Annotated in this window: 16 protein-coding genes; 9 read left to right on the top strand and 7 right to left on the bottom strand. The window is 73.2% G+C overall.

Annotated elements, in window-relative coordinates; all coding sequences use genetic code 11:
- Positions 1 to 12 precede the first annotated feature (12 nt).
- From ACFVDM_RS21775 to ACFVDM_RS21760, 4 genes are read right to left on the bottom strand one after another with little or no spacing between them, the layout of a single operon-like run.
- A complete protein-coding gene (locus ACFVDM_RS21775; RefSeq protein WP_383642320.1) occupies positions 13 to 579 on the bottom strand; it encodes an ATP/GTP-binding protein in 567 nt (188 codons plus the stop codon).
- A gap of 6 nt (positions 580 to 585) precedes the next feature.
- Entirely contained in the window at positions 586 to 1,005 is a 420-nt protein-coding gene (locus ACFVDM_RS21770) for a DUF742 domain-containing protein (protein WP_383642317.1), read from the bottom strand.
- Positions 1,002 to 1,439 carry a roadblock/LC7 domain-containing protein gene (locus ACFVDM_RS21765; RefSeq protein ID WP_383642314.1) on the bottom strand — a complete coding sequence of 146 codons (438 nt, stop codon included), beginning with the start codon at positions 1,437 to 1,439 and terminating at the stop codon, positions 1,002 to 1,004. The genes ACFVDM_RS21770 and ACFVDM_RS21765 overlap by 4 nt, the downstream gene beginning before the upstream one ends.
- Positions 1,436 to 4,306, bottom strand: a complete 2,871-nt coding sequence (locus ACFVDM_RS21760; protein ID WP_383642311.1) for a nitrate- and nitrite sensing domain-containing protein — start codon at positions 4,304 to 4,306, stop codon at positions 1,436 to 1,438. Before ACFVDM_RS21760 ends, ACFVDM_RS21765 begins: the two co-directional genes overlap by 4 nt.
- A 325-nt stretch (positions 4,307 to 4,631) precedes the next feature.
- On the opposite strand from ACFVDM_RS21760, the gene ACFVDM_RS21755 reads away from it, so the two are divergent.
- The 7 genes from ACFVDM_RS21755 (at position 4,632) to mnhG (ending at position 11,669) form a co-directional block, all read left to right on the top strand.
- On the top strand, positions 4,632 to 5,063 hold the full coding sequence (locus ACFVDM_RS21755) for a (4Fe-4S)-binding protein (protein WP_383642308.1): 432 nt from the start codon (positions 4,632 to 4,634) through the stop codon (positions 5,061 to 5,063).
- Between the two features lie 116 nt (positions 5,064 to 5,179).
- Complete coding sequence (locus ACFVDM_RS21750) at positions 5,180 to 8,089, top strand: Na+/H+ antiporter subunit A (RefSeq protein ID WP_383642305.1); 2,910 nt, start codon at positions 5,180 to 5,182, stop codon at positions 8,087 to 8,089.
- The gene (locus ACFVDM_RS21745; protein WP_383642302.1) at positions 8,086 to 8,703 is read left to right on the top strand and encodes a Na(+)/H(+) antiporter subunit C; all 618 of its coding nucleotides are present in this window, start codon (positions 8,086 to 8,088) and stop codon (positions 8,701 to 8,703) included. Before ACFVDM_RS21750 ends, ACFVDM_RS21745 begins: the two co-directional genes overlap by 4 nt.
- Entirely contained in the window at positions 8,700 to 10,352 is a 1,653-nt protein-coding gene (locus ACFVDM_RS21740; protein WP_383642299.1) for a Na+/H+ antiporter subunit D, read from the top strand. The genes ACFVDM_RS21745 and ACFVDM_RS21740 overlap by 4 nt, the downstream gene beginning before the upstream one ends.
- Complete coding sequence (locus ACFVDM_RS21735; protein WP_383642296.1) at positions 10,349 to 10,993, top strand: Na+/H+ antiporter subunit E; 645 nt, start codon at positions 10,349 to 10,351, stop codon at positions 10,991 to 10,993. The genes ACFVDM_RS21740 and ACFVDM_RS21735 overlap by 4 nt, the downstream gene beginning before the upstream one ends.
- The gene (locus tag ACFVDM_RS21730) at positions 10,990 to 11,319 is read left to right on the top strand and encodes a monovalent cation/H+ antiporter complex subunit F (RefSeq protein WP_383642294.1); all 330 of its coding nucleotides are present in this window, start codon (positions 10,990 to 10,992) and stop codon (positions 11,317 to 11,319) included. The genes ACFVDM_RS21735 and ACFVDM_RS21730 overlap by 4 nt, the downstream gene beginning before the upstream one ends.
- Positions 11,316 to 11,669: a monovalent cation/H(+) antiporter subunit G gene (gene mnhG / locus ACFVDM_RS21725; RefSeq protein WP_383642291.1), complete on the top strand. Its 354-nt coding sequence runs from the start codon at positions 11,316 to 11,318 to the stop codon at positions 11,667 to 11,669. Before ACFVDM_RS21730 ends, mnhG begins: the two co-directional genes overlap by 4 nt.
- Before the next feature lie 138 nt (positions 11,670 to 11,807).
- Here the strand turns inward: mnhG and ACFVDM_RS21720 are convergent, their stop codons facing one another.
- The 3 genes from ACFVDM_RS21720 to ACFVDM_RS21710 all read right to left on the bottom strand — a co-directional run bounded on the left by ACFVDM_RS21720 (position 11,808) and on the right by ACFVDM_RS21710 (position 15,372).
- Positions 11,808 to 12,377 carry a DUF6069 family protein gene (locus ACFVDM_RS21720; protein WP_383642288.1) on the bottom strand — a complete coding sequence of 190 codons (570 nt, stop codon included), beginning with the start codon at positions 12,375 to 12,377 and terminating at the stop codon, positions 11,808 to 11,810.
- 148 nt (positions 12,378 to 12,525) lie between these two features.
- Positions 12,526 to 14,715, bottom strand: coding sequence for a hypothetical protein (locus ACFVDM_RS21715; RefSeq protein ID WP_383642284.1), 2,190 nt, complete (start codon positions 14,713 to 14,715; stop codon positions 12,526 to 12,528).
- A 108-nt stretch (positions 14,716 to 14,823) separates the two neighbouring features.
- Entirely contained in the window at positions 14,824 to 15,372 is a 549-nt protein-coding gene (locus tag ACFVDM_RS21710) for a MarR family winged helix-turn-helix transcriptional regulator (RefSeq protein ID WP_383642281.1), read from the bottom strand.
- Positions 15,373 to 15,438: 66 nt separating this feature from the next.
- On the opposite strand from ACFVDM_RS21710, the gene ACFVDM_RS21705 reads away from it, so the two are divergent.
- The gene (locus ACFVDM_RS21705) at positions 15,439 to 16,737 is read left to right on the top strand and encodes a multidrug effflux MFS transporter (RefSeq protein ID WP_383642278.1); all 1,299 of its coding nucleotides are present in this window, start codon (positions 15,439 to 15,441) and stop codon (positions 16,735 to 16,737) included.
- A gap of 83 nt (positions 16,738 to 16,820) precedes the next feature.
- Complete coding sequence (locus ACFVDM_RS21700; RefSeq protein ID WP_383642275.1) at positions 16,821 to 17,933, top strand: P1 family peptidase; 1,113 nt, start codon at positions 16,821 to 16,823, stop codon at positions 17,931 to 17,933.
- The last annotated feature ends 153 nt before the right edge of the window (positions 17,934 to 18,086 follow it).

Raw genomic sequence — 18,086 nt, 5'->3', positions numbered from 1 at the left:
GGCGGGGGCCCGTCAGCCCGCCACCGGCAGGCTCATCAGGTGGTCCACCAGGGCCAGCAGCACATCGCGGCCGAAATGCCGTTCCCGCACGTCGCCGACGAGCATCGGGACATGCGGGTCGAGGTCGAGAGCGGCCCTGATCTCCTCGGGGGTACGGGTGTTGTGGCCGTGGAAGCAGTTGATCGCGACGACGAACGGGATGTCCCGGCTCTCGAAGAAGTCGATCGACGCGAAACTGGTCTCCAGCCGCCGGGTGTCGGCGATCACCACGCCGCCCAGGGCGCCGTTGACCAGGTCGTTCCACATGAACCAGAAGCGTTCCTGGCCCGGGGTGCCGAACAGGTAGACGACCAGCTCGGGACTGACCGTGATGCGGCCGAAGTCCAGGGCCACGGTCGTGGTGTCCTTCTGCCCGATCCCGGCCAGATCGTCGACGCCGATACTGGCCTTGGTGAGGAACTCCTCGGTCCGCAGCGGCGCGACCTCGCTGACGGCGCCCACGAGAGTGGTCTTGCCGACGCCGAAGCCGCCGGCGATCAGGATTTTTACGGCGGCGGGGGCCGCCTGACTGATGGTCATCTTGGCTCAGAGTCTCCGGAGTCCTTCGCGAACAGTGGCCAGCATGGCCATGTCGGCACCGCCGGCCGCCCGTGCCACCGTGATCGGGGCGCGGGCGAGCAGCAGGCCCTGGGCGACCAGGTCCGCCAGCAGGATCTTGGTCACCGAGACCGGGAGGTTGAGATCCGCGGCGACCTCGGCGACCGCCGCGGGGCGACGGCAGCGGTCCAGGATCATCCGGTGCTCCGGCTGGAGCCTGCCCGGATGGACCGGCGCGCCGCGGTCGTCCCGCGGGGTGTCCGCGGTCGTCAGTACCGTGATGAGGCTGAAGTCGTCCCGCTCGGGCGCGGTCCGGCCCCGGGTGATGGTGTACGGGCGCACCATGGTGCCCGCCCCGTCCTCACCGTCGTCGTGGTGCAGCTCGTCGTCCTCCCAGTGCGGGGTCACACGCGCGGCCCGTCCCCACCGCCGAAGGCGTCGAACTCGTTGCGCACCGGGGTGCTGAGCTTCTGGCCGACCTGCTGGACGAGGTTGTGCATGGCGAGCGACATGATCTCGGCGTCCACCTCCTGGGAGGCGACGACCGCCAGGTGGGTGCCCTGGCCGGCCGAGATGATGAAGAGCCACAGCTCGGACAGCTCGACGATCACCTGGTGCACGGCGCCGCCGTTGAAGAGCTGGCCCACACCGCGGGCCAGACTCTGCTGTCCGGTGCAGATGGCCGCCAGCCGCTCGGCGTCGGACCGTTCGATGGTGCGCGAGTGGCTCACGACCAGGCCGTCGTCGGACAGCAGGACGGCGTTCAGGGTCTCGGCCACCGAGTCCACCAGACCGTCGAGGAGCCAGTCGAGGTCCTGATGTGTGGCGGTTGTGCGTGTCATGACCGTTCTTCTCTCGTGGGGAGGGGGGCGGGGGGTTCGGGCTGCTTCGGCGGCTCCTCGGTCGCGCGGGCGGCGCGGGACCGACGCTGGAAGGCTCCGATGGCGGCTCCGGCGCGGCGGGGGGCCGGGCTGGGCGCGGGGCTGTCGGAGGGAGCGGCCGGCACGGACCCGGTGGAAGCGGCCGCGGGGTTGATCCGCAGTTCGTCCGCGAGGCTGGCCTGGCGCACCCGGCGCGGCAACGGGGGTTCCGTCGCGGGGCCGGAGGGCAGCGCGGGCCGTTCGGGCCCGCCGCCGTGGCCGGTGGTGCCCGCCGGCGGGGGAGCCGGGTGGTCGGGCTCGGAGACCGGGAGCCGTCCGGGCGGGGCGGCGGCCGGTTCCGGCTGCCGGGGACCGGGCACCGGGAAGCCCGCGGGGGCGGGGACGTTCCCCCCGTAGGCGCCGGGGTAGGGCTGCTGCGCAGGCATGTACGGCTCCTCGGGCGTCGCGTACGGCTGCTGGTGCGGCACCGGGTACTGGCCCTCGGCCTTCATATAGGGCTGTTCGCCCTCCTCGTACGTGTCCTGACGGCCACCGCCGAAGGCGCTGTCCGGTGCGGCGACGTACGCGTTCTGGTCCGCGCCCCGGTACGGCGACGCGGGCGCGACATGGCTGTACGCGCCGTCCGGCACGGAGCCGGGGTACGGGGCGTACGGGTGCTCCGGCTCGCCGAAGGGCTCGGCCGGCGGCGACGGCCGCTCCTCGCGGGCGGGGAACGGGTCCTCCGCCACCGTGTACGGCGTGCCGCCGTTGGTGAACGGAGCGCCCGAGGCGTGCAGGGCCGTGACATCGGCGAGCGCCTGGCCGCGGCCGCGGCTGGGCAGCGCGTCGGAGTCGGCCGTCTGCGCGGGCACCGCCGGGGGCGCGGGCGCCGCGGGGGCGGCGGCCGGCTCGGGCGAGGGCACGGGGGCCGGACCGCCGTGCGGGCCGGGGACGGTGAGCGCGTCCGGGACGAGGACGACGACGCGGGTGCCGCCGAAGGCCGAGTGACGGAACTCCACGCGCAGACCGTGCTGGTCGGCGAGGCGCGCGATCACGTGCAGACCGAGGCGGATGTCGTCGGAGTGCGCCAGCACGTCCATCCGGGGCGGCACGCTCATCAGCTGGTTGGCCGCGGCGAGCTGCTCCTCCTCCATGCCCAGACCGCGGTCCTCGACCTCGATGGCCAGGCCCCGGCTCACCCGGGCGGCCCTGACCTCGACGGGGCTGGGCGGCTTGGAGAAGGTGAGGGCGTTCTCGATGAGTTCGGCGAGCACGTGCGAGACCGGGCCGACGGCCCGCTCCGCGAGCCAGGGGGCGCCGTCCAGGTCGAGCACCACGCGCTGGTAGTCCTGCACCTCGCCCTGGGCGGAGCGCATGACGTCCAGCAGGGGGACGGGCTTGCGCCAGCGCCGGTGCGGGGAGCCGCCGGCGAGGATCACCAGGTTCTCCTCGTAGCGCCGCAGCCGGGCGGTGAGGTGGTCGAGGTCGAAGAGGCCGTCCAGCACCTCGGGGTCCTCGTGCTTGCGCTCCAGCTCGTCCAGCTTCTTGAGCTGCTGGCCGATCAGCTGCTGGGTGCGGCGCGCGATGCGCTGGAGCAGCCGTTCGAAGCCGCGGTGCTGGTCGGCCTGTTTGACGGCCGCCTGGAGGGCACTGGTGCGGGCCAGGTCGAGGGCGTTGCCCAGCTGGGCCAGTTCGTCGCCCTTGGCGGCCTCCCCGTCCCGGCCGATGGCGCGGGCCTCGTCCTCGATGTCGATGCGCTCGCCGTTGGCGAGCCGCTCGACGACGTCGGGGAGGGCCTTCTCCAGCTCCTCGGCGCGTTCCTGGAGGCCGCTGATCCGGCGGCGCAGGTTACGGGTGAGACGCCAGGTGAACCAGATGACCGCGATGACGGCGAGCAGACCGACGACCGTGGTGAGGACCACGCGGATCAGCAGCGAGATGACGCTGTCCTTGCCGTTGGCGACCACCAGATCGGTGCGGTGCTCCATGAGCTTCACCAGCTGGGGGGTGACCTGGTCCATGGCGCCGCGCCAGGTCGACTCCTTCACGCCGAGCGTGACGAAGCCGGAGCCGTCCGGATCGGCGGGCCGCAGGACCTGGTTCTCCACGTCGGTCTTGGTCTTCCAGGCCGAACTGGCGGAGATCTCCTCCCACATGGCCTTCTCGTCGGCCGAGAGGTACGGGGCGACCTTCGAGTTGAACTGGAAGGACTGGCCGGACACCGCCTGGCGGACCTGCTGGAGGTCGGCCGTGCTCAGCTTGCCCTTGGCCCAGCCGCGGGCCAGCAGGGCGTCCGAGCGCGAGACCATCTCCTTGGCCCAGAACACGTCGACCAGCGGCTGGGACAGCGTGGTGATCTTGCCGTTGTCCACGTGGCTGAGCGCGGTGAAGAGCTTCAGGTCGACGGCGATCAGGTCCGTGTAGTAGCGGTACACGACCTTCTGCTGGCCGTCGCCGCCCTCGTCGACGAGGGTGCGCTGGGCGGGAAGTTGGGTGATCGCCGAACGGGCGGCGACGACGGCCTCGCGCACCTCGGTGGGGGCGTCGTCGGTGGCGATGTCCGAAAGTGACTGGAAGGTGTCGATCGCTTCGTCGGTCAGCTTGCGCTGCTTGCGCAGCGCGTCGGTGGTACCTCCGTGGCGGGCCAGAGCCTCGGCGCTGAGCCGGCGCTCCTCCTGCAGGTTGTAGTACACGATGTTGGACGGCTGGCCGGCCTTCTGGGCCAACTGCCCCTGGGCCGCCTGCTTCTGGAAGTCGAGCAGAGTCTGACCACTGGTGACGGCCCAGAGGGCGGCCAGTGCGACACCGGGGACGATGGCCAGTACGAGCAGGGCCGTCCGCAGCGACATTGTGGTCGAGCCGCTCCGCCGTGACGCGCGCGTGCGCAGGGCATGCTCCTTGACGATGGTGCCAGCCTCACGACTGGTCAATTCCGTTGAGAACTTCGACAGATAGATATTAGTCACACTGCGAAAATCGAAAGGAAGCGGGCTCACATGGACAACACCAGTCGCTCACACCACGTTCATCACCGTGGGGAGCTGTCCGGAAATGGGCGGTACGGCGGTGGCTCCGAGTAGCGGAAGCTCCCGTTCGGGGGGAGGCTGAAAACATCCGTACGGAGCGGTCCCGCGCCCGTACGCGGACCCGCGCCCGCCCCCAGGGAGGCTCCAGGTGGCCGCCGAACCGCCCCCGCGCCCCGCGGTCAGGTCGTACGACGGAGACGGCATCACCGTCGAGTACGACGTCCGCCGCTGTCTGCACGCCGCCGAGTGCGTACGCGGTCTGCCGGCCGTGTTCGACACCGGCCGCAAGCCCTGGATCCAGCCGGGCGCCACCCCCGCCGACGACATCGCCGAGGTCATCCACCGCTGCCCCAGCGGCGCCCTCCAGTACCGCCGCGACGACGGCGGCCCCGCCGAGGAACCGGACACGCCCACCCGTGTCTCGCTCCACGACGACGGGGTGCTGCATCTGCGCGGCGATCTGGAGGTGGAGACCCCCGACGGGCCCCGCGCGGAGACCCGGGTCATGCTCTGCGGCTGCGGACGCACCCGGAACACGCCCTACTGCGACCACAGCGGACCCTGCGGCGCGCACAACTGATCCCAGCGCGCCGCGACCGGCGCGGCGCGCCGTACGGGTGAAGCACGCCCAGGGATATATCTGTATTTAGTGCCCCTCGCCCGCTTCGTTCCCCACCGTGCCCCCGCCCCCGCCGCATGACCGCGCTCGTCGTCTGCCACTTCGTCCTGGCCGCCTGCGCGCGCCCCCTGGTGCGCCGACTGGGCGCCCGCGCCTTCCTCGTCCTCGCCCTGCCCCCGGCCGCCACCACCTGCTGGGCGTTCACCCAGTGGGACACCGCGGCCTCCGGCGGCGCGGACACCTGGTCCTGGGCCTGGATCCCCGCGTACGACGTCACCGTCCAGCTGCGCCTGGATGCCCTCGCCGAACTCATGGTGCTGCTGGCGGCCGGCATCGGCACCCTCGTCCTGCTCTACTGCGCGTCCTACTTCCGCGACTCCGCACCGGGGCTCGCCGGATTCGCCGGGAACCTGCTGGCCTTCGCCGGGGCCATGCTCGCCCTCGTCCTCGCCGACGACCTGATCACGCTCTATGTGTTCTGGGAGCTGACCACGGTCTTCTCGTACCTGCTCATCGGCTTCGACAGCACCCAGCGCCACAGCCGCCGCTCCGCCCTCCAGGCGCTCACCGTCACCACCCTCGGCGGCCTCGCCATGCTCGTCGGCTTCCTGATCATCGGCCGCGAGGCGGGCACCTACCGCATCTCCGCGATCCTCGCCGACCCGCCCGCCCACGGCCCCGCCCTCACCGCGGCCGTGGTCCTCGTGCTGTGCGGGGCCCTGTCGAAATCGGCGGTCTGGCCCTTCAGCCTCTGGCTCCCCAACGCCATGGCCGCACCCACCCCCGTCAGCGCCTATCTGCACGCCGCGGCCATGGTCAAGGCGGGCGTCTACCTGATCGCCCGGCTCGCCCCCGCCTTCGCCGACGTCCCCGTCTGGCGGCCCGTCGTCCTCGTCCTCGGCGGCGCCACCATGCTGCTCGGCGGCTGGCGCGCCCTGCGCCTGCACGACCTGAAACTCGTCCTCGCCTACGGCACCGTCAGCCAGCTCGGCTTCCTCACCCTCCTCGCGGGCGTAGGCAACCGCGACGCCGCGCTGGCCGCCGCCGTGATGATCCTCGGCCACGCCCTGTTCAAGGCACCGCTCTTCCTTGTCACCGGCATCGTCGACCACGCGGCCGGCACCCGCGATCTGCGCCGCCTCTCCGGCGTCGGACGCGCGCTCCCGTATGTCTGCGCCGTGGGCACCACCGCCGCCGCCTCCATGGCCGCGCTGCCCCCGCTGCTCGGCTTCGCCGCCAAGGAGACCGCCTTCGACGCCCTGCTGCACGGCGACACCGCCGACCGCTGGGCGCTGGCCGTCACCGTCGCCGGATCGATGCTGACCGTCGCCTACACCGTCCGGTTCGTCTGGGGCGCCTTCTGGCGCAAGCCCGGCGTCCCCGACACCCCCGTCCACCGCGTCGGCGCGGCCTTCCTCGCCCCGCCCGCGCTGCTCGCCGGCTGCGGATTCGTCCTCGGCCCCGGCGTCGGCCTGACCGACCGACTGCTGAGCGCCTACGCCGACACCTTCCCGCCCACCCCCCACCCGTACCACCTCGCCCTCTGGCACGGCTGGGGGACCGCCCTGCTGCTCTCCGCCGTCGCCACGGCCGGCGGTGCCGTCCTGTTCGCCGCCCGCGGACCCGTCACCCGGCTCTCCCGGCGCATCGCCTGGCCCACCGCCGACAGCGTCTTCAACCAGCTGATCCTGGGCCTGGAGCGGCTCTCCCTCCAGATCACCGGCTTCGTCCAGCGCGGCTCCCTGTCCGTCTACCTCGCCACCACCCTGCTGGTGATGCTCGCCGCGCAGCTCACCGTCCTCGGCGTCGACCGGCCCTGGCGGCACGCCGCCGCGCCGCGCCTCTGGGACACCTCCCTCCAGGGCGGCGTCGCGGTCCTCACCTGCGCGGCCGCGCTGCTCTGCCTGACCGTGCGCCGCCGTATGAAGGCCGTGGTCCTCGCCGGACTCACCGGATACGGCACCGCGCTGCTCTTCGTCGTCCAGGGCGGGCCCGACCTGGCGCTCACGCAGTTCTGCGTGGAGACCGTCTCCATGATCGTGTTCGTGCTGGTGCTGCGGCGGATGCCGGTGCACTTCCAGGAGACGGTCAGCACCTGGCGGCGGGCCGTCCGCGTCCCCGTGGCGCTGGCCGCCGCCGCGACGCTGAGCGTGGTGGTCTGGGTGGCCGCGGCCGCGCGCACCGCCGATCCGGCGGGCGCCGCGATGGTCGAGGAGACCGCGCACCACGGCCTCAAGGACGTCGTCGCCACCATCCTCGTGGACCTGCGCGCCTGGGACACCATGGGGGAGTCCGCCGTCCTGGCCGCCGCGGCGATCGGCGTGACCAGCCTCATCTATCTGCACCGCCGCGCCGAGGGCACCGGCACCCCGCCCGAACGGCCCGCGCGCACCGCCTGGTCGGTGACGGGCGAGCCCCTGACCGGCGTCCCCCACGGCGACGAGGGCGCCCCCGAACGCGGCTGGCTGGCGGCCGGGTCCACCCTCGCCCCCGAGCACCGCTCCATCGTCTTCGAGGTGGTGGCCCGGCTGCTGTTCCACCCCATCCTGGTCCTCTCGGTCTACCTGCTGTTCTGCGCCGAGAACATGCCGGGCGGCGGATTCGTCGGCGGACTCGTCGCCGGGGTCGCCCTGATCACCCGCTACCTCGCCGGGGGCCGCTTCGAACTCGCCGAGGCCGCCCCGCTCCAGCCCGGCCTCTTCACCGGCCTCGGCCTCTTCCTCTCCACCGGCGTCGCGCTCCTCGGCCTCACCGACGGAACGGTCCTGCACGCCTGGACGTACCACGGCCACCTGCCGCTCATCGGCGACTTCCACTTCGGCACCCCGGTGATCTTCGACTGCGGGGTCTACCTGCTGGTCCTCGGCGTCGTCCTGGACATCGTCCGGGCCCTGGGCGCCAAGATCGACCGGCAGATCGAACGGGCGGCGGCCGAACAGGCGGCCCGCACCCGGCCCGCACCCGGGACGGGAGGCGCCACCCCGTGACCGTCAGCGCCTCCCTGCTCGCCACCGCCGCCGTCCTCTGCGCGGTCGGCGGCATCCTCATGCTCACCCGGCCGCTCACCCGGATCCTGCTGGGCGCGGTGATCGCCGGCAACGGCATCAACCTCCTCGTCCTCGCGGCCGGCGGCTCCGCCGGCCGCGAACCCCTGCTCTACGGCGTCGACCTCGGCAAGGTCACCGACCCGCTGCCCCAGGCCATCGCCCTCACCGCGATCGTCATCACCCTGGCCACCACCGCGTTCCTCCTCGCCATGGCCTACCGCAGCCACCAGCTCAACGGCACCGACGAGGTCCACGACGACCTGGAGGACCGGCGCATCGTCCTGCGCGCCGAGGTGCTGGACGAACGCGACGAACTGCGCGAGCGCTACCGCGCCGCCTCCGACCCCTCCGCCGAGGACCGCCGCCGCTACCGCGAGGAGCGCCGCCGGCTGCGCGCCCGGCTCCGCGCCGACCGCGCCCTCCAGGCCCGCGGCCGCTACGCCACCGGCGATCTGTGGGACGACGTGCTCGGTGCCGACCCGGAGGAGTACACCGCACCCCCCGGCGACGGAACCCCGGACCACGGCGGCGCGAACCGAGGAGAGACCGGATGAACGCACTCGTCCCGCTGCCCGTGCTGCTGCCGCTCTGCGCCACCGGGCTGAGCCTCGCCTTCGGCACCCGGCTCAAACAGATCCAGCGCCTGATCAGCGTCGCGGTGCTCACCGCGGTCCTCGGCCTGTCCGTCACCCTGATGGTCGTCGCCGACCGCGACGGCCCGCTCTCCGTGCACCTGGGCGACTTCGCACCGCCGCTCGGCATCACCCTGGTCGCCGACCGACTCTCCGGGCTGATGCTGACCGTCTCCTCGGCCGTCACCCTCTGCGTCCTCGTCTACTCCCTGGGCCAGGGCATGGCCGACCGGGACGAGGAGACACCGGTGGCGGTCTTCCACCCCGCCTATCTCATCCTGGTCGCCGGAGTCTCCTGCACCTTCCTCGCCGGTGACCTGGTCAACCTGTACGTCGGCTTCGAGATCATGCTCGTCGCCAGCTTCGTCCTGCTCACCCTCGGCGGCACCGGCCCCCGGATCCGGGCCGGCTCCACGTACGTGATCATCTCGCTGTTCTCGTCGATGCTCTTCCTCACCGCGATCGCCATGACGTACGCGGCCACCGGCACCGCGAACTTCGCCCAGCTGGCGGGCCGGCTCGCCGCGCTGCCGCCGGGTGTCCAGACCCTCATCCAGGCGATGCTGCTGACCGTCTTCGCCATCAAGGCGGCCGTGTTCCCGCTGGCCGCCTGGCTCCCCGACTCGTACCCCACCGCACCGGCCCCCGTCACCGCCGTCTTCGCCGGACTCCTCACCAAGGTCGGCGTCTACTGCATGCTGCGCACCGAGACGCTGCTCTTCCCCGGCAACCGCCTCGGTGACGTCCTGATGGCCGCCGCGCTCGCCTCCATGACCGTCGGCATCCTCGGCGCGGTCGCCCAGACCGACCTGAAACGCGTGCTCTCCTTCACCCTCATCAGCCACATCGGGTACATGGTCTTCGGTATCGGGCTCGCCACCCGGGAGGCGTACGGCGGGGCCATCGTCTACGTCGTCCACCACATCACCGTCCAGACCACGCTGTTCCTGGTGGCCGGGCTGATCGAACGGCGCGGCGGCACCACCGAACTCACCCGCCTCGGCGGCCTCGCCAGGGCCGCCCCGGCCCTCGCCGTGCTGTTCTTCGTCCCCGCGATGAACCTGGCGGGCATCCCGCCGCTCTCCGGCTTCATCGGCAAGCTCGGCCTGATGCGGGCGGGCGTCGACGCCGGGGGGTTCTGGGCCTGGACCCTGGTGACCGGATCGGCCGTGACCAGCCTGCTCACGCTGTACGTGATGGCCAAGGTCTGGAATCTGGCGTTCTGGCGGGCCGCGCCGCCCGGCCAGGCCGCGGACGGCACCGTCCTGGAGTCCGACGACGACAGCGACGACGACACCGACGAGGGCCCCGACCGGATGCCCGGCACCGGCGACGAAGGCGTACGCCACCGCCACGAACCGGCCGGGCGGGCCGTCGCCGCCACCCTGCACGGCCACGCCGTCACCACCACGACCCGGCTGCCCCGCCCGATGACCTGGGCCACCGCGGCGACCGTGGCCCTCGGCCTGGCCTTCACCGTGCTCGCCGGACCGCTCACCTCGTACACCGACCGCGCCGCCGCCGAACTCCTCGCCCGCGCCCCCTACATCGAGGCGGTGCTCGGCCGGTGAGAAGACTGATCACGTTCTCCTTCCGCAACCGCGAACTGCCGCCCTTCAGCCTCGACATCGGCCGCCGCCGGCCCCGGGTGCTCGATCTGCCCCTGATCGCCTGGCTCACCGTCATCTGGGTGCTGCTCTGGTCCAGCCTGAACTGGGCGAACCTGCTGACCGGCGCCGTCGTCGCCGTCGCCGTCTGCCTGGCCTTCCCGCTGCCGCAGGTCGACCTCGGACTGCGGCTGCACCCCTGGGGCATCGTGCGGCTGGTCGTCTATCTGCTGTACGACATGTACACCTCGGGCGTGAAGGTCACCCGGCAGATCTTCGTGGACCACCCGCACCGAGCCGCCGTCATGGCCGTCCCCCTGCGCTGCCGCTCCGATCTGATGCTCACCGCCACCGCGGTCGCCGTCTCGAACGTGCCGGGCGGCTCGGTCGTCGAGGTCCGCCGCGCCACCGCCACCCTGTTCCTCCACGTCCTCGACGCCGACCGGCCCGCCGAACTGGACCGTGCCCGGCGTTCGGTGTGGCGCCTGGAGGAGCTGACCGTCCGTGCCTTCGGCACCCGCGACGAGATCGAACGCGTCGCCGCCCCGCCCCCGACCGCACCGCACTCCGGCCACCGGCCGGAAGACCCGGAGGACACCGCATGAGCGTGCCGGAGACCGTCGACCGGGCCCTGCTGACCGCGGCCGTCGTCCTCGTCGTCCTTGCCGGGGCGGGGCTCCTCACCCGCATCTGGCGCGGCCCCTCGATGCTCGACCGGGCGATCTCGCTGGACGTCTGCGCGGCCCTGATCATCGCCGGGCTCGGCGCCAAGTCCGCCTTCGCCCGGGACCCGTTCTACTTCCCGATCATGCTGGTGCTGGCGTTCCTCGGCTTCACCGGCTCGGTCGGCATCGCACGGTTCATCGCGGTGCGCGACCGGCCGCCCCGCCGCCCGGACCCCCGGCGGCCGGCCGGCGAGGAGACGCCATGAGTCCCTGGCTCCAGACCGTCGACACGGCGGGCGCGGTCCTGGTCCTGATCGGCGCCGCCATCTGCCTGCTCGGCGTGGTCGGCATGCTGCGGCTGCCGGACGTGCTCTCCCGCAGCCACGCCGCGACCAAACCGCAGTCCCTGGGCATGCTCCTCGTCCTGGCGGGCGTCGCGCTGCGGCTGCGCAGCGGGATGGACCTCGCCACGCTGGGGCTGATCGGCTTCTTCCAGCTGATGACCGGACCGGTCGCCGCCCATCTGGTCGCGCGCTCCGCCTACCGCACCGGCCAGATCGACCACGGTGAGCTGCTCTTCGACGAACTCGACGAACAACTCACCGAGGAGGGCTGACCGGGCCCGCCGCCCAGCCGGCCCCGCGCACCGCGCCCTGCGACTCGGAAGCCCCGTGTCCCAGGGCTCAGAAGTCCCCGCGCACCGCGCCGCGCCCCGTCGCTCAGCCCTCCCCGCGCACCGGGCCGCGCCCGCCGTTCAGAACTCCCTGCGCATCGCGCCGCGCCCCGCGGCCGACAGCAGCGATCCGATCGCGATTCCGATGACGAGGTACAGCGCCGCCGAACCGATCCGGGCGTCCAGCGGCGCGGACGTGGTGAACGGCAGCAGCACCATGACGGCGGTGGCCAGCGCCACGAGCCACCCGAAGAAGGTGCCCGGCCGGGGGGTCGCCAGGATCAGCAGATGCAGCACGCCCGTGGCCAGCAGCGCGGAGAAGGCCGCGCCCACGGCCAGCACCCCGGTCGACGCGTCCCCCATCGCCCCGTCCCCCTCCGGGGCGAAGACCGGAATGCCCAGCACGCCCCGGATCAGCAGCAGGCCGACGACGGCGGTGAGCGCGGCGACCAGGGCCGTCACGGCACCGCCCGCCCACAGCCGCGCCGCGTCGAGCCGGGGACCCGGGGGCCGGGGCCGGGACTGCGGCGGGACGAACCCGGTCCGCCGCGGCCGGGCGGACCCGCCCTGCGGCTCCTGCCACGCCTGCCAGGCGTCCTCGCCCTGAGGACCCTGCCGCGACTGCCTCTCGTAACCGTCCTGTGGATCCATGCCCGGACCTCTCCCCTCGATCGACCGGATCCCGATCGTCGAACGGGGCACGGACGACGGCGACCGGACCCGTCCGAACGGGTGAGGGGCGCGGCGTCCGCGTCCGGCCCGGCGGACCGGGCCGGGACCCGGCCACGGCGTCCGGGGCTCAGCCGGGTATCGCCTCGGGACCCGGCTCCGAACCGGGCGCGGCCCCGTCCCCGGCGGAGGCCTCGGCCCCGGCCCCGTCCTCCGCTCCCGCCCCGTCACCGGCGACCTTCCGTGCCCCGGCGTCGGGACCGGCCGTCAGAAGCGCCTCGATGGTGCCCTCCTGGAGGGGATGCGGGTCCTGGGCGGCGAGCCGCGCGTAGAGACGGTGCCAGGCGTCCTCGTCGGTGACCGGCAGATGCGTACGCACCAGCGCGGCGACCTTCGCCACGGCCTCGGCCACCCCCTCGGGGGCGTCCGGGCGGTGGCGCGTGTCCCCGAGGTAGCGCAGGACGCACGGGCCCTTTCCCGCGACGGTGATCAGCTCGTCCGCGGTGACGGTGCCGGCCTCCAGCATCCGGTCCAGCCGGTCGATCGCCCCGTCGGGCGTGCTGGACCAGCTGATGCCGTCGCGCAGGATGCCGCGCGCCACGACCGGGTTCTCGCGGTGGCACACGGGCCGGCTGCGGTCCTCGGCGGCCGCGGCGGTGTGCCGGGCCAGGACCTCCGGCGGGGTCGGCATCCGGTTGACGATCCGGGGCCAGTGCTCGAACGGCTCGCGCAGGTGTTCCGCCTCCAGGTAGGCCCAGTCGATGGACCAGTCGTCGAAGAGCAGCATCAGCTGGGCGGATTCGGAGGCGCCCGAGGTGATGCCCACCCGGCGCAGCCGGGCGGCCAGCTTGGGCGTGGTGAACTCCCGCTCGGCCCGGGTGCGCAGGGCGGCGAGCGGGTCGGAGGCGGTCAGCGCCTTCGCGCAGACGCGGCTCACGGCGGGGGAGAGCAGACCGGTGGCCAGGAACGCGGTCAGCCGGGCGGGGCCGCCCGCGCGCAGGATCGAGAGCGCGCCCGTCAGATGCTCCTGGATCCTGAAGCTGTTCACGCGCGGTCCGGTGAACGCCGTCTCGACCAGCTCCGGTTCCCGGGACAGGAGCAGTTCGGGGTGGACGAGCTTGCTGAGTTTCGCCGTCTGCGGGGCGAGCGTCACCGAGGGGTCGCTGAACACCGCACGCCGCCCGTCCGGGCCGACCCGGTACCACGCTCTCGCCACCTTCAGATGGATGTCCTGGTCGCCCAGGGCGAGGAGCGGACCGGCCGTCCGGCCGTCCACGTCCGGCCCGCCCGCCAGGACGAGCAGCGCCTCGCGGTCGTCCGTGGCGATCAGATGCTCCAGGAGGTCCGGGGGAGTGCCGTGGCGCAGCGCGACCACGTACCGGGCGAGCTGCACCCCGGTGTCCTCGGGCAGGGCCGGCAGGACGAGCCCGAGAACGGTGCCGTCCACCCGGCGCAGCACCTCGCCGGCCGGCCACCACCACGTCGAGCCGAACAGCGCGTCCTCCGGCGACAGGCCTCTTCCCCCGCGCGCGGACGCGCGCCGTGGGTCCAGGTCCAGCGTGGGCCGCAGCATCCCGGGGTCCGGCGTGACGGTCCCCGCCAGGTCGAGCAGCTGGGGCCAGGTGATGTCCGGGCGGTCGGAACCGGCGCGGCAGTTCAGCTCCACGGCGGTCAGGAGCCGGAGCCAGGCCTCCCGGTCGGTGCCCAGCGCACGGGTCAACAGACTCCGCAGCTCGCGCTCGACGGCGTACCGCAGGGGGCGCAGCTGCCATTTCACCCGGTGGGTCATCGTCAGCGAGGCCGGCAGCACGTCCAGGATGTCCCCGGCCGTGACGAGACCGCCCAGGTAGAAGGGGGAGAGCCAGGCGGCGAGGGCAGCGGTGTCCTTGTAACCGATCATCCTGCGGGCGTTCCGGTCGGCCTTGGTCCGCAGCTCTTCCAGGACCTCCGCACGGCCGGGCAGGGGGACCGGGCGCGGTCCGCGCGGATCCCGCTCGGGGAAGCCGCAGCCCGCCCACGCCTCCACCAGCCAGTCGGGGCACCCCGTGGCTCTCGGCATGAGCTCCCGGTGGGTGGCGCCGAGGAACCGGACGGTCCGGGGATCGCGCGGCAGCGGCGGCGGGCCGTCGCCCCCGTCCGCCGCGAGACGCCGCAGCAGATCGATGGCCGCGACGGCGGCCCGCTCGGTCGACCGGAACGGCGCCCAGTGGACCCCGGACCGGGTCCGGTCGGTGTGGCCGTCGTCCGCGACGGGCTGCGAGCTCTCCGCCCCTGCGCCGACGTCCCGCGCCTGGACCTCCGCCGCCGTCACGGCTGTCACGCCGTCACCGGCCGGTCCGGTCGCTGATGTTGTCGTCACCATGAGTGAAGTCCACCACATGGGTCTGACAACAGGGTGAGGGCGGTCCCCGCCCGGCCTCCCGGACGCTCAAGGGGCCCGCGTTCCCCGGATGTTGGAGAGGCCCAGGCCGAGGTTGCGCCCCTGGCCCTCGGTCAGTCCGGCCTCCATCACCGTGACGAGCCGGGCGAGGGCGTCGACCACGGCGGCCCGGTCCTCGCCGAGTGCGGCCAGCAGTTCGGCCTCGGCGGTGAGCTGGCGCGGGAAGATCGCGTCGATGGCCCGCTTTCCCGAGTCCGTGATCGTCACGAGTGCGGCACGCCGGTCGGCCGGGTTGGGGGTGCGCTCGATGTGGCCGCGCTTCTCCAGCTTGGCCAGGGTCTTGCTCACCCCGGCGCGCGACAGCCCCATGTTGTCGGCCAGTCTGCGGGCGATGGACGGCTCGGTGGCATGGCGCAGCGGGATGAGCAGATCGGCCTCGGGGGCGGTGAGCGGGGCGCCCTCGTAGATCGGCTCCAGGGCCCGGTCGAAGAGCGCGGACACCTGCTTGACCAGGCCGGCGATCTCCATCGCGGAGACGTCGAGCCCGGGGTTGTGGCGTACCCAGTCGTCACGCACACCATCGGGATGGGACTGCACGCGCACTCCTTCGTCGGCCGGCGAACGTATTTGTTAACCGGTGAATCATTGGTTACCTTTTTCGTCATGGTATCCCCTTCCCCCGCCTCCGACGAGGCGGCACTCCGCGCTGCCCCCACCCCGGCCACGCCCGCCCCCACCCCGGCCGCACCCGCCCGCGCCGCCGCACTCATCGCCGTTCTGGGGGCGCTGACCGCCGTCGCGCCGCTCGCCACCGACATGTACGTGCCCGGCCTGCCCTCCATGAGCGCCGCGCTGCACGCGAGCGGTTCGGCCGTCCAGCTCACCCTCACCGCGTTCCTCGTCGGCATGGTCGTCGGCCAGCTGCTGATCGGCCCCGTCAGCGACGGCCGGGGCCGCCGCGGACTGCTGCTCGCCGGAACCGCGGGCTTCGTCCTCTTCTCCGTGCTCTGCGCCGCCGCGCCCACCGTGGAACTGCTCACCGCGGCCCGCTTCCTCCAGGGATTCGCGGGCGCCGCCGGTATGGTGCTGGCCCGCGCGGTCATCACCGACCGCTTCCACGGGGCCGACGTACCCCGCTACTTCGCGCTGCTCTCCCAGATCCTCGGCATCGCCCCGATCGTGGCCCCGGTCATCGGCGGCGCCGTCCTCTCGCTCTCCACCTGGCGCGCGGTCTTCGGCGTGCTCGCCGTCCTCGGCGCCGCGCTGCTGTTCGCCGTGGTGCGCACCGTCCCCGAGACCCTGCCGCCCGAACGCCGGCACACCGGGGGCCTCACCGGCACCTTCCGCACCATGGGGACCCTGCTCGGGCACCGCGCGTTCATGGGCTACGTGCTCGTGCTCGGCTTCACCTCGGCGGCCCTGTTCGCCTACATCAGCGGATCGAGCTTCGTCTTCCAGAACGTGCACGGCGTCTCGGCCACCGGCTACTCGCTGATCTTCGCGTCGAACGCGGTGGGCATGCTGATCGCCGGATTCGCCTTCGCCCGGTTCTCCGCGCGGGTCCGGCTCAACACCCTCCTGACCGCCGGGCTCGCGCTCTCCGGTGCCGGCGCGGTCGCCCTGCTCGTGCTCCCGGCCCTGACCGGGACGCATCTGGCCGTCACCTGGATCTGCCTCTTCGTCACGGTCTCCGGAGTCGCGCTGATCTTCCCCGCGACCATGAGCATCGGCCAGAACCTGGGCCGGAGCGCGCCCGGGGCCGCCTCCGCGCTCATCGGCGGCCTCCAGTTCCTCTTCGGTGCCGTCGCCTCCCCGCTCGTCGGCCTGTTCGGCGAGGGCACCGCGACCCCGATGGCCGTCATCGTGCTCGCCGCCCTCGGCGCGGCGGCCGTCTGCCTGGTCGTCCTGGCCCGCCCGTGGCAGGCCCACGGCGAGGTCCACCCCGGACCCGGCACCCGTTGAAGCGGCGGGGGGTGCGCTGTCGGGACGTACGGGTGTTCCCGTAGCCTCACCGGCACGACGACGCCGGCACACGGGAGGAAACAGTGGACGACAGCCGTACGAGGGCACGTGACCTGGGCATTCGGCTGACCGGTGAACCCGGCAAGTGGAACGCCGTCACGGACGTCCCCGGGGTCGAGGTCGGATTTGTGACCCTTCAGGAGGGCGAGGACGTCCGCACCGGCGTCACCGCGCTCCTCCCGCGCGGCCGGGACGGCGTCGGCACCCCCTGCGCGGCCGGCTGGCACTCGTTCAACGGCAACGGCGAGATGACCGGCACCACCTGGATCGAGGAGAGCGGCGCGCTCGCCGTCCCGGTGCTCCTCACCAACACCTACGCCGTCGGCCCGGTGCACCGGGGCGTCGTCGACTGGGTGCGCACCCACTGCCGGGGGATGGCTCCCGAATGGCTGCTGCCGGTCGTCACCGAGACCTGGGACGGCCACCTCAACGACATCCACGGTGACACCGTGCGCCCCCACCACGCCGCCGAGGCCATCGAGGCGGCCGCCTCCGGCCCGGTCGAGGAGGGTGCGGTCGGCGGCGGCACCGGCATGCGCTGCTACGGGTTCAAGGGCGGCTCCGGCACCGCCTCGCGGACGGTCTCCTACGGCACGGACCGCTACACCGTCGGCGCGTTCGTCCAGGCCAACTTCGGGGCGCGGCGCGAACTGACCGTCGCCGGCGTGCCGGTGGGCCGCGAACTGCCCGACGCGCCCCGCCCGGAGCCCGAGGCCGAACGCCAGGTCCCGCCGGGTGCCGGCTCCGTGATCGTGGTCGTCGCCACGGACGCCCCCCTGCTCCCCGGCCAGTGCAAGGCCCTCGCCCGCCGCGCCACCCTCGGCCTCGCCCGCACCGGCACCACCGGAAGCCACTTCTCCGGCGACATCTTCCTGGCCTTCTCCACCGCCAACGCGGGTGCCCTCACCAGCACGTTCCCCGAGGACGACGGCAGCGCCCCGTACGAGTCGATGAGCTTCGTGCCCTGGGGACGGATGGACCCCTTCTACACCGCGGTCGTCGAGTCAGTGGAGGAAGCGGTCCTCAACGTGCTCACCGGCGCACGCTCCATGACCGGGCGGGCCGGCCACCACGTCCCGGCCCTCCCGCTCGACCGGGTCACCGAACTCCTCGCGGAGCGCGGCGCCCTGGCGTAGTCCGTACGGCCCCGTCCGGCGCGGGAGACCCCGCGCCGGACGCAGGGCCGCAGGTCGCAGCCGTACGGGAGCATGAGGCGAAGGTCACCTCCCGGCCGTGGCGGCCGCCCGGAACAGTAGAGTTCGGGATACGTCGGCCACCGGAGCGTCGAG

Origin of the sequence: Streptomyces sp. NPDC057682 (assembly GCF_042799575.1) — a bacterium.
Classification (GTDB): Bacteria; Actinomycetota; Actinomycetes; order Streptomycetales; family Streptomycetaceae; genus Streptomyces.
The sequence above is the reverse complement of the archived record's forward strand: the minus strand, read 5'-3'. Positions and strand labels throughout refer to the sequence as shown.

What these genes read in the sequence shown, in the direction of transcription:
- ACFVDM_RS21775 (WP_383642320.1), bottom strand. Translation starts at nt 579, where the DNA reads ATGACCATCAGTCAGGCGGCCCCCGCCGCCGTAAAAATCCTGATCGCC.
- ACFVDM_RS21765 (WP_383642314.1), bottom strand. Translation starts at nt 1,439, where the DNA reads ATGACACGCACAACCGCCACACATCAGGACCTCGACTGGCTCCTCGAC.
- ACFVDM_RS21760 (WP_383642311.1), bottom strand. Translation starts at nt 4,306, where the DNA reads ATGTCGCTGCGGACGGCCCTGCTCGTACTGGCCATCGTCCCCGGTGTC.
- ACFVDM_RS21750 (WP_383642305.1), top strand. Translation starts at nt 5,180, where the DNA reads ATGACCGCGCTCGTCGTCTGCCACTTCGTCCTGGCCGCCTGCGCGCGC.
- ACFVDM_RS21740 (WP_383642299.1), top strand. Translation starts at nt 8,700, where the DNA reads ATGAACGCACTCGTCCCGCTGCCCGTGCTGCTGCCGCTCTGCGCCACC.
- ACFVDM_RS21730 (WP_383642294.1), top strand. Translation starts at nt 10,990, where the DNA reads ATGAGCGTGCCGGAGACCGTCGACCGGGCCCTGCTGACCGCGGCCGTC.
- mnhG (WP_383642291.1), top strand. Translation starts at nt 11,316, where the DNA reads ATGAGTCCCTGGCTCCAGACCGTCGACACGGCGGGCGCGGTCCTGGTC.
- ACFVDM_RS21720 (WP_383642288.1), bottom strand. Translation starts at nt 12,377, where the DNA reads ATGGATCCACAGGACGGTTACGAGAGGCAGTCGCGGCAGGGTCCTCAG.
- ACFVDM_RS21705 (WP_383642278.1), top strand. Translation starts at nt 15,439, where the DNA reads ATGGTATCCCCTTCCCCCGCCTCCGACGAGGCGGCACTCCGCGCTGCC.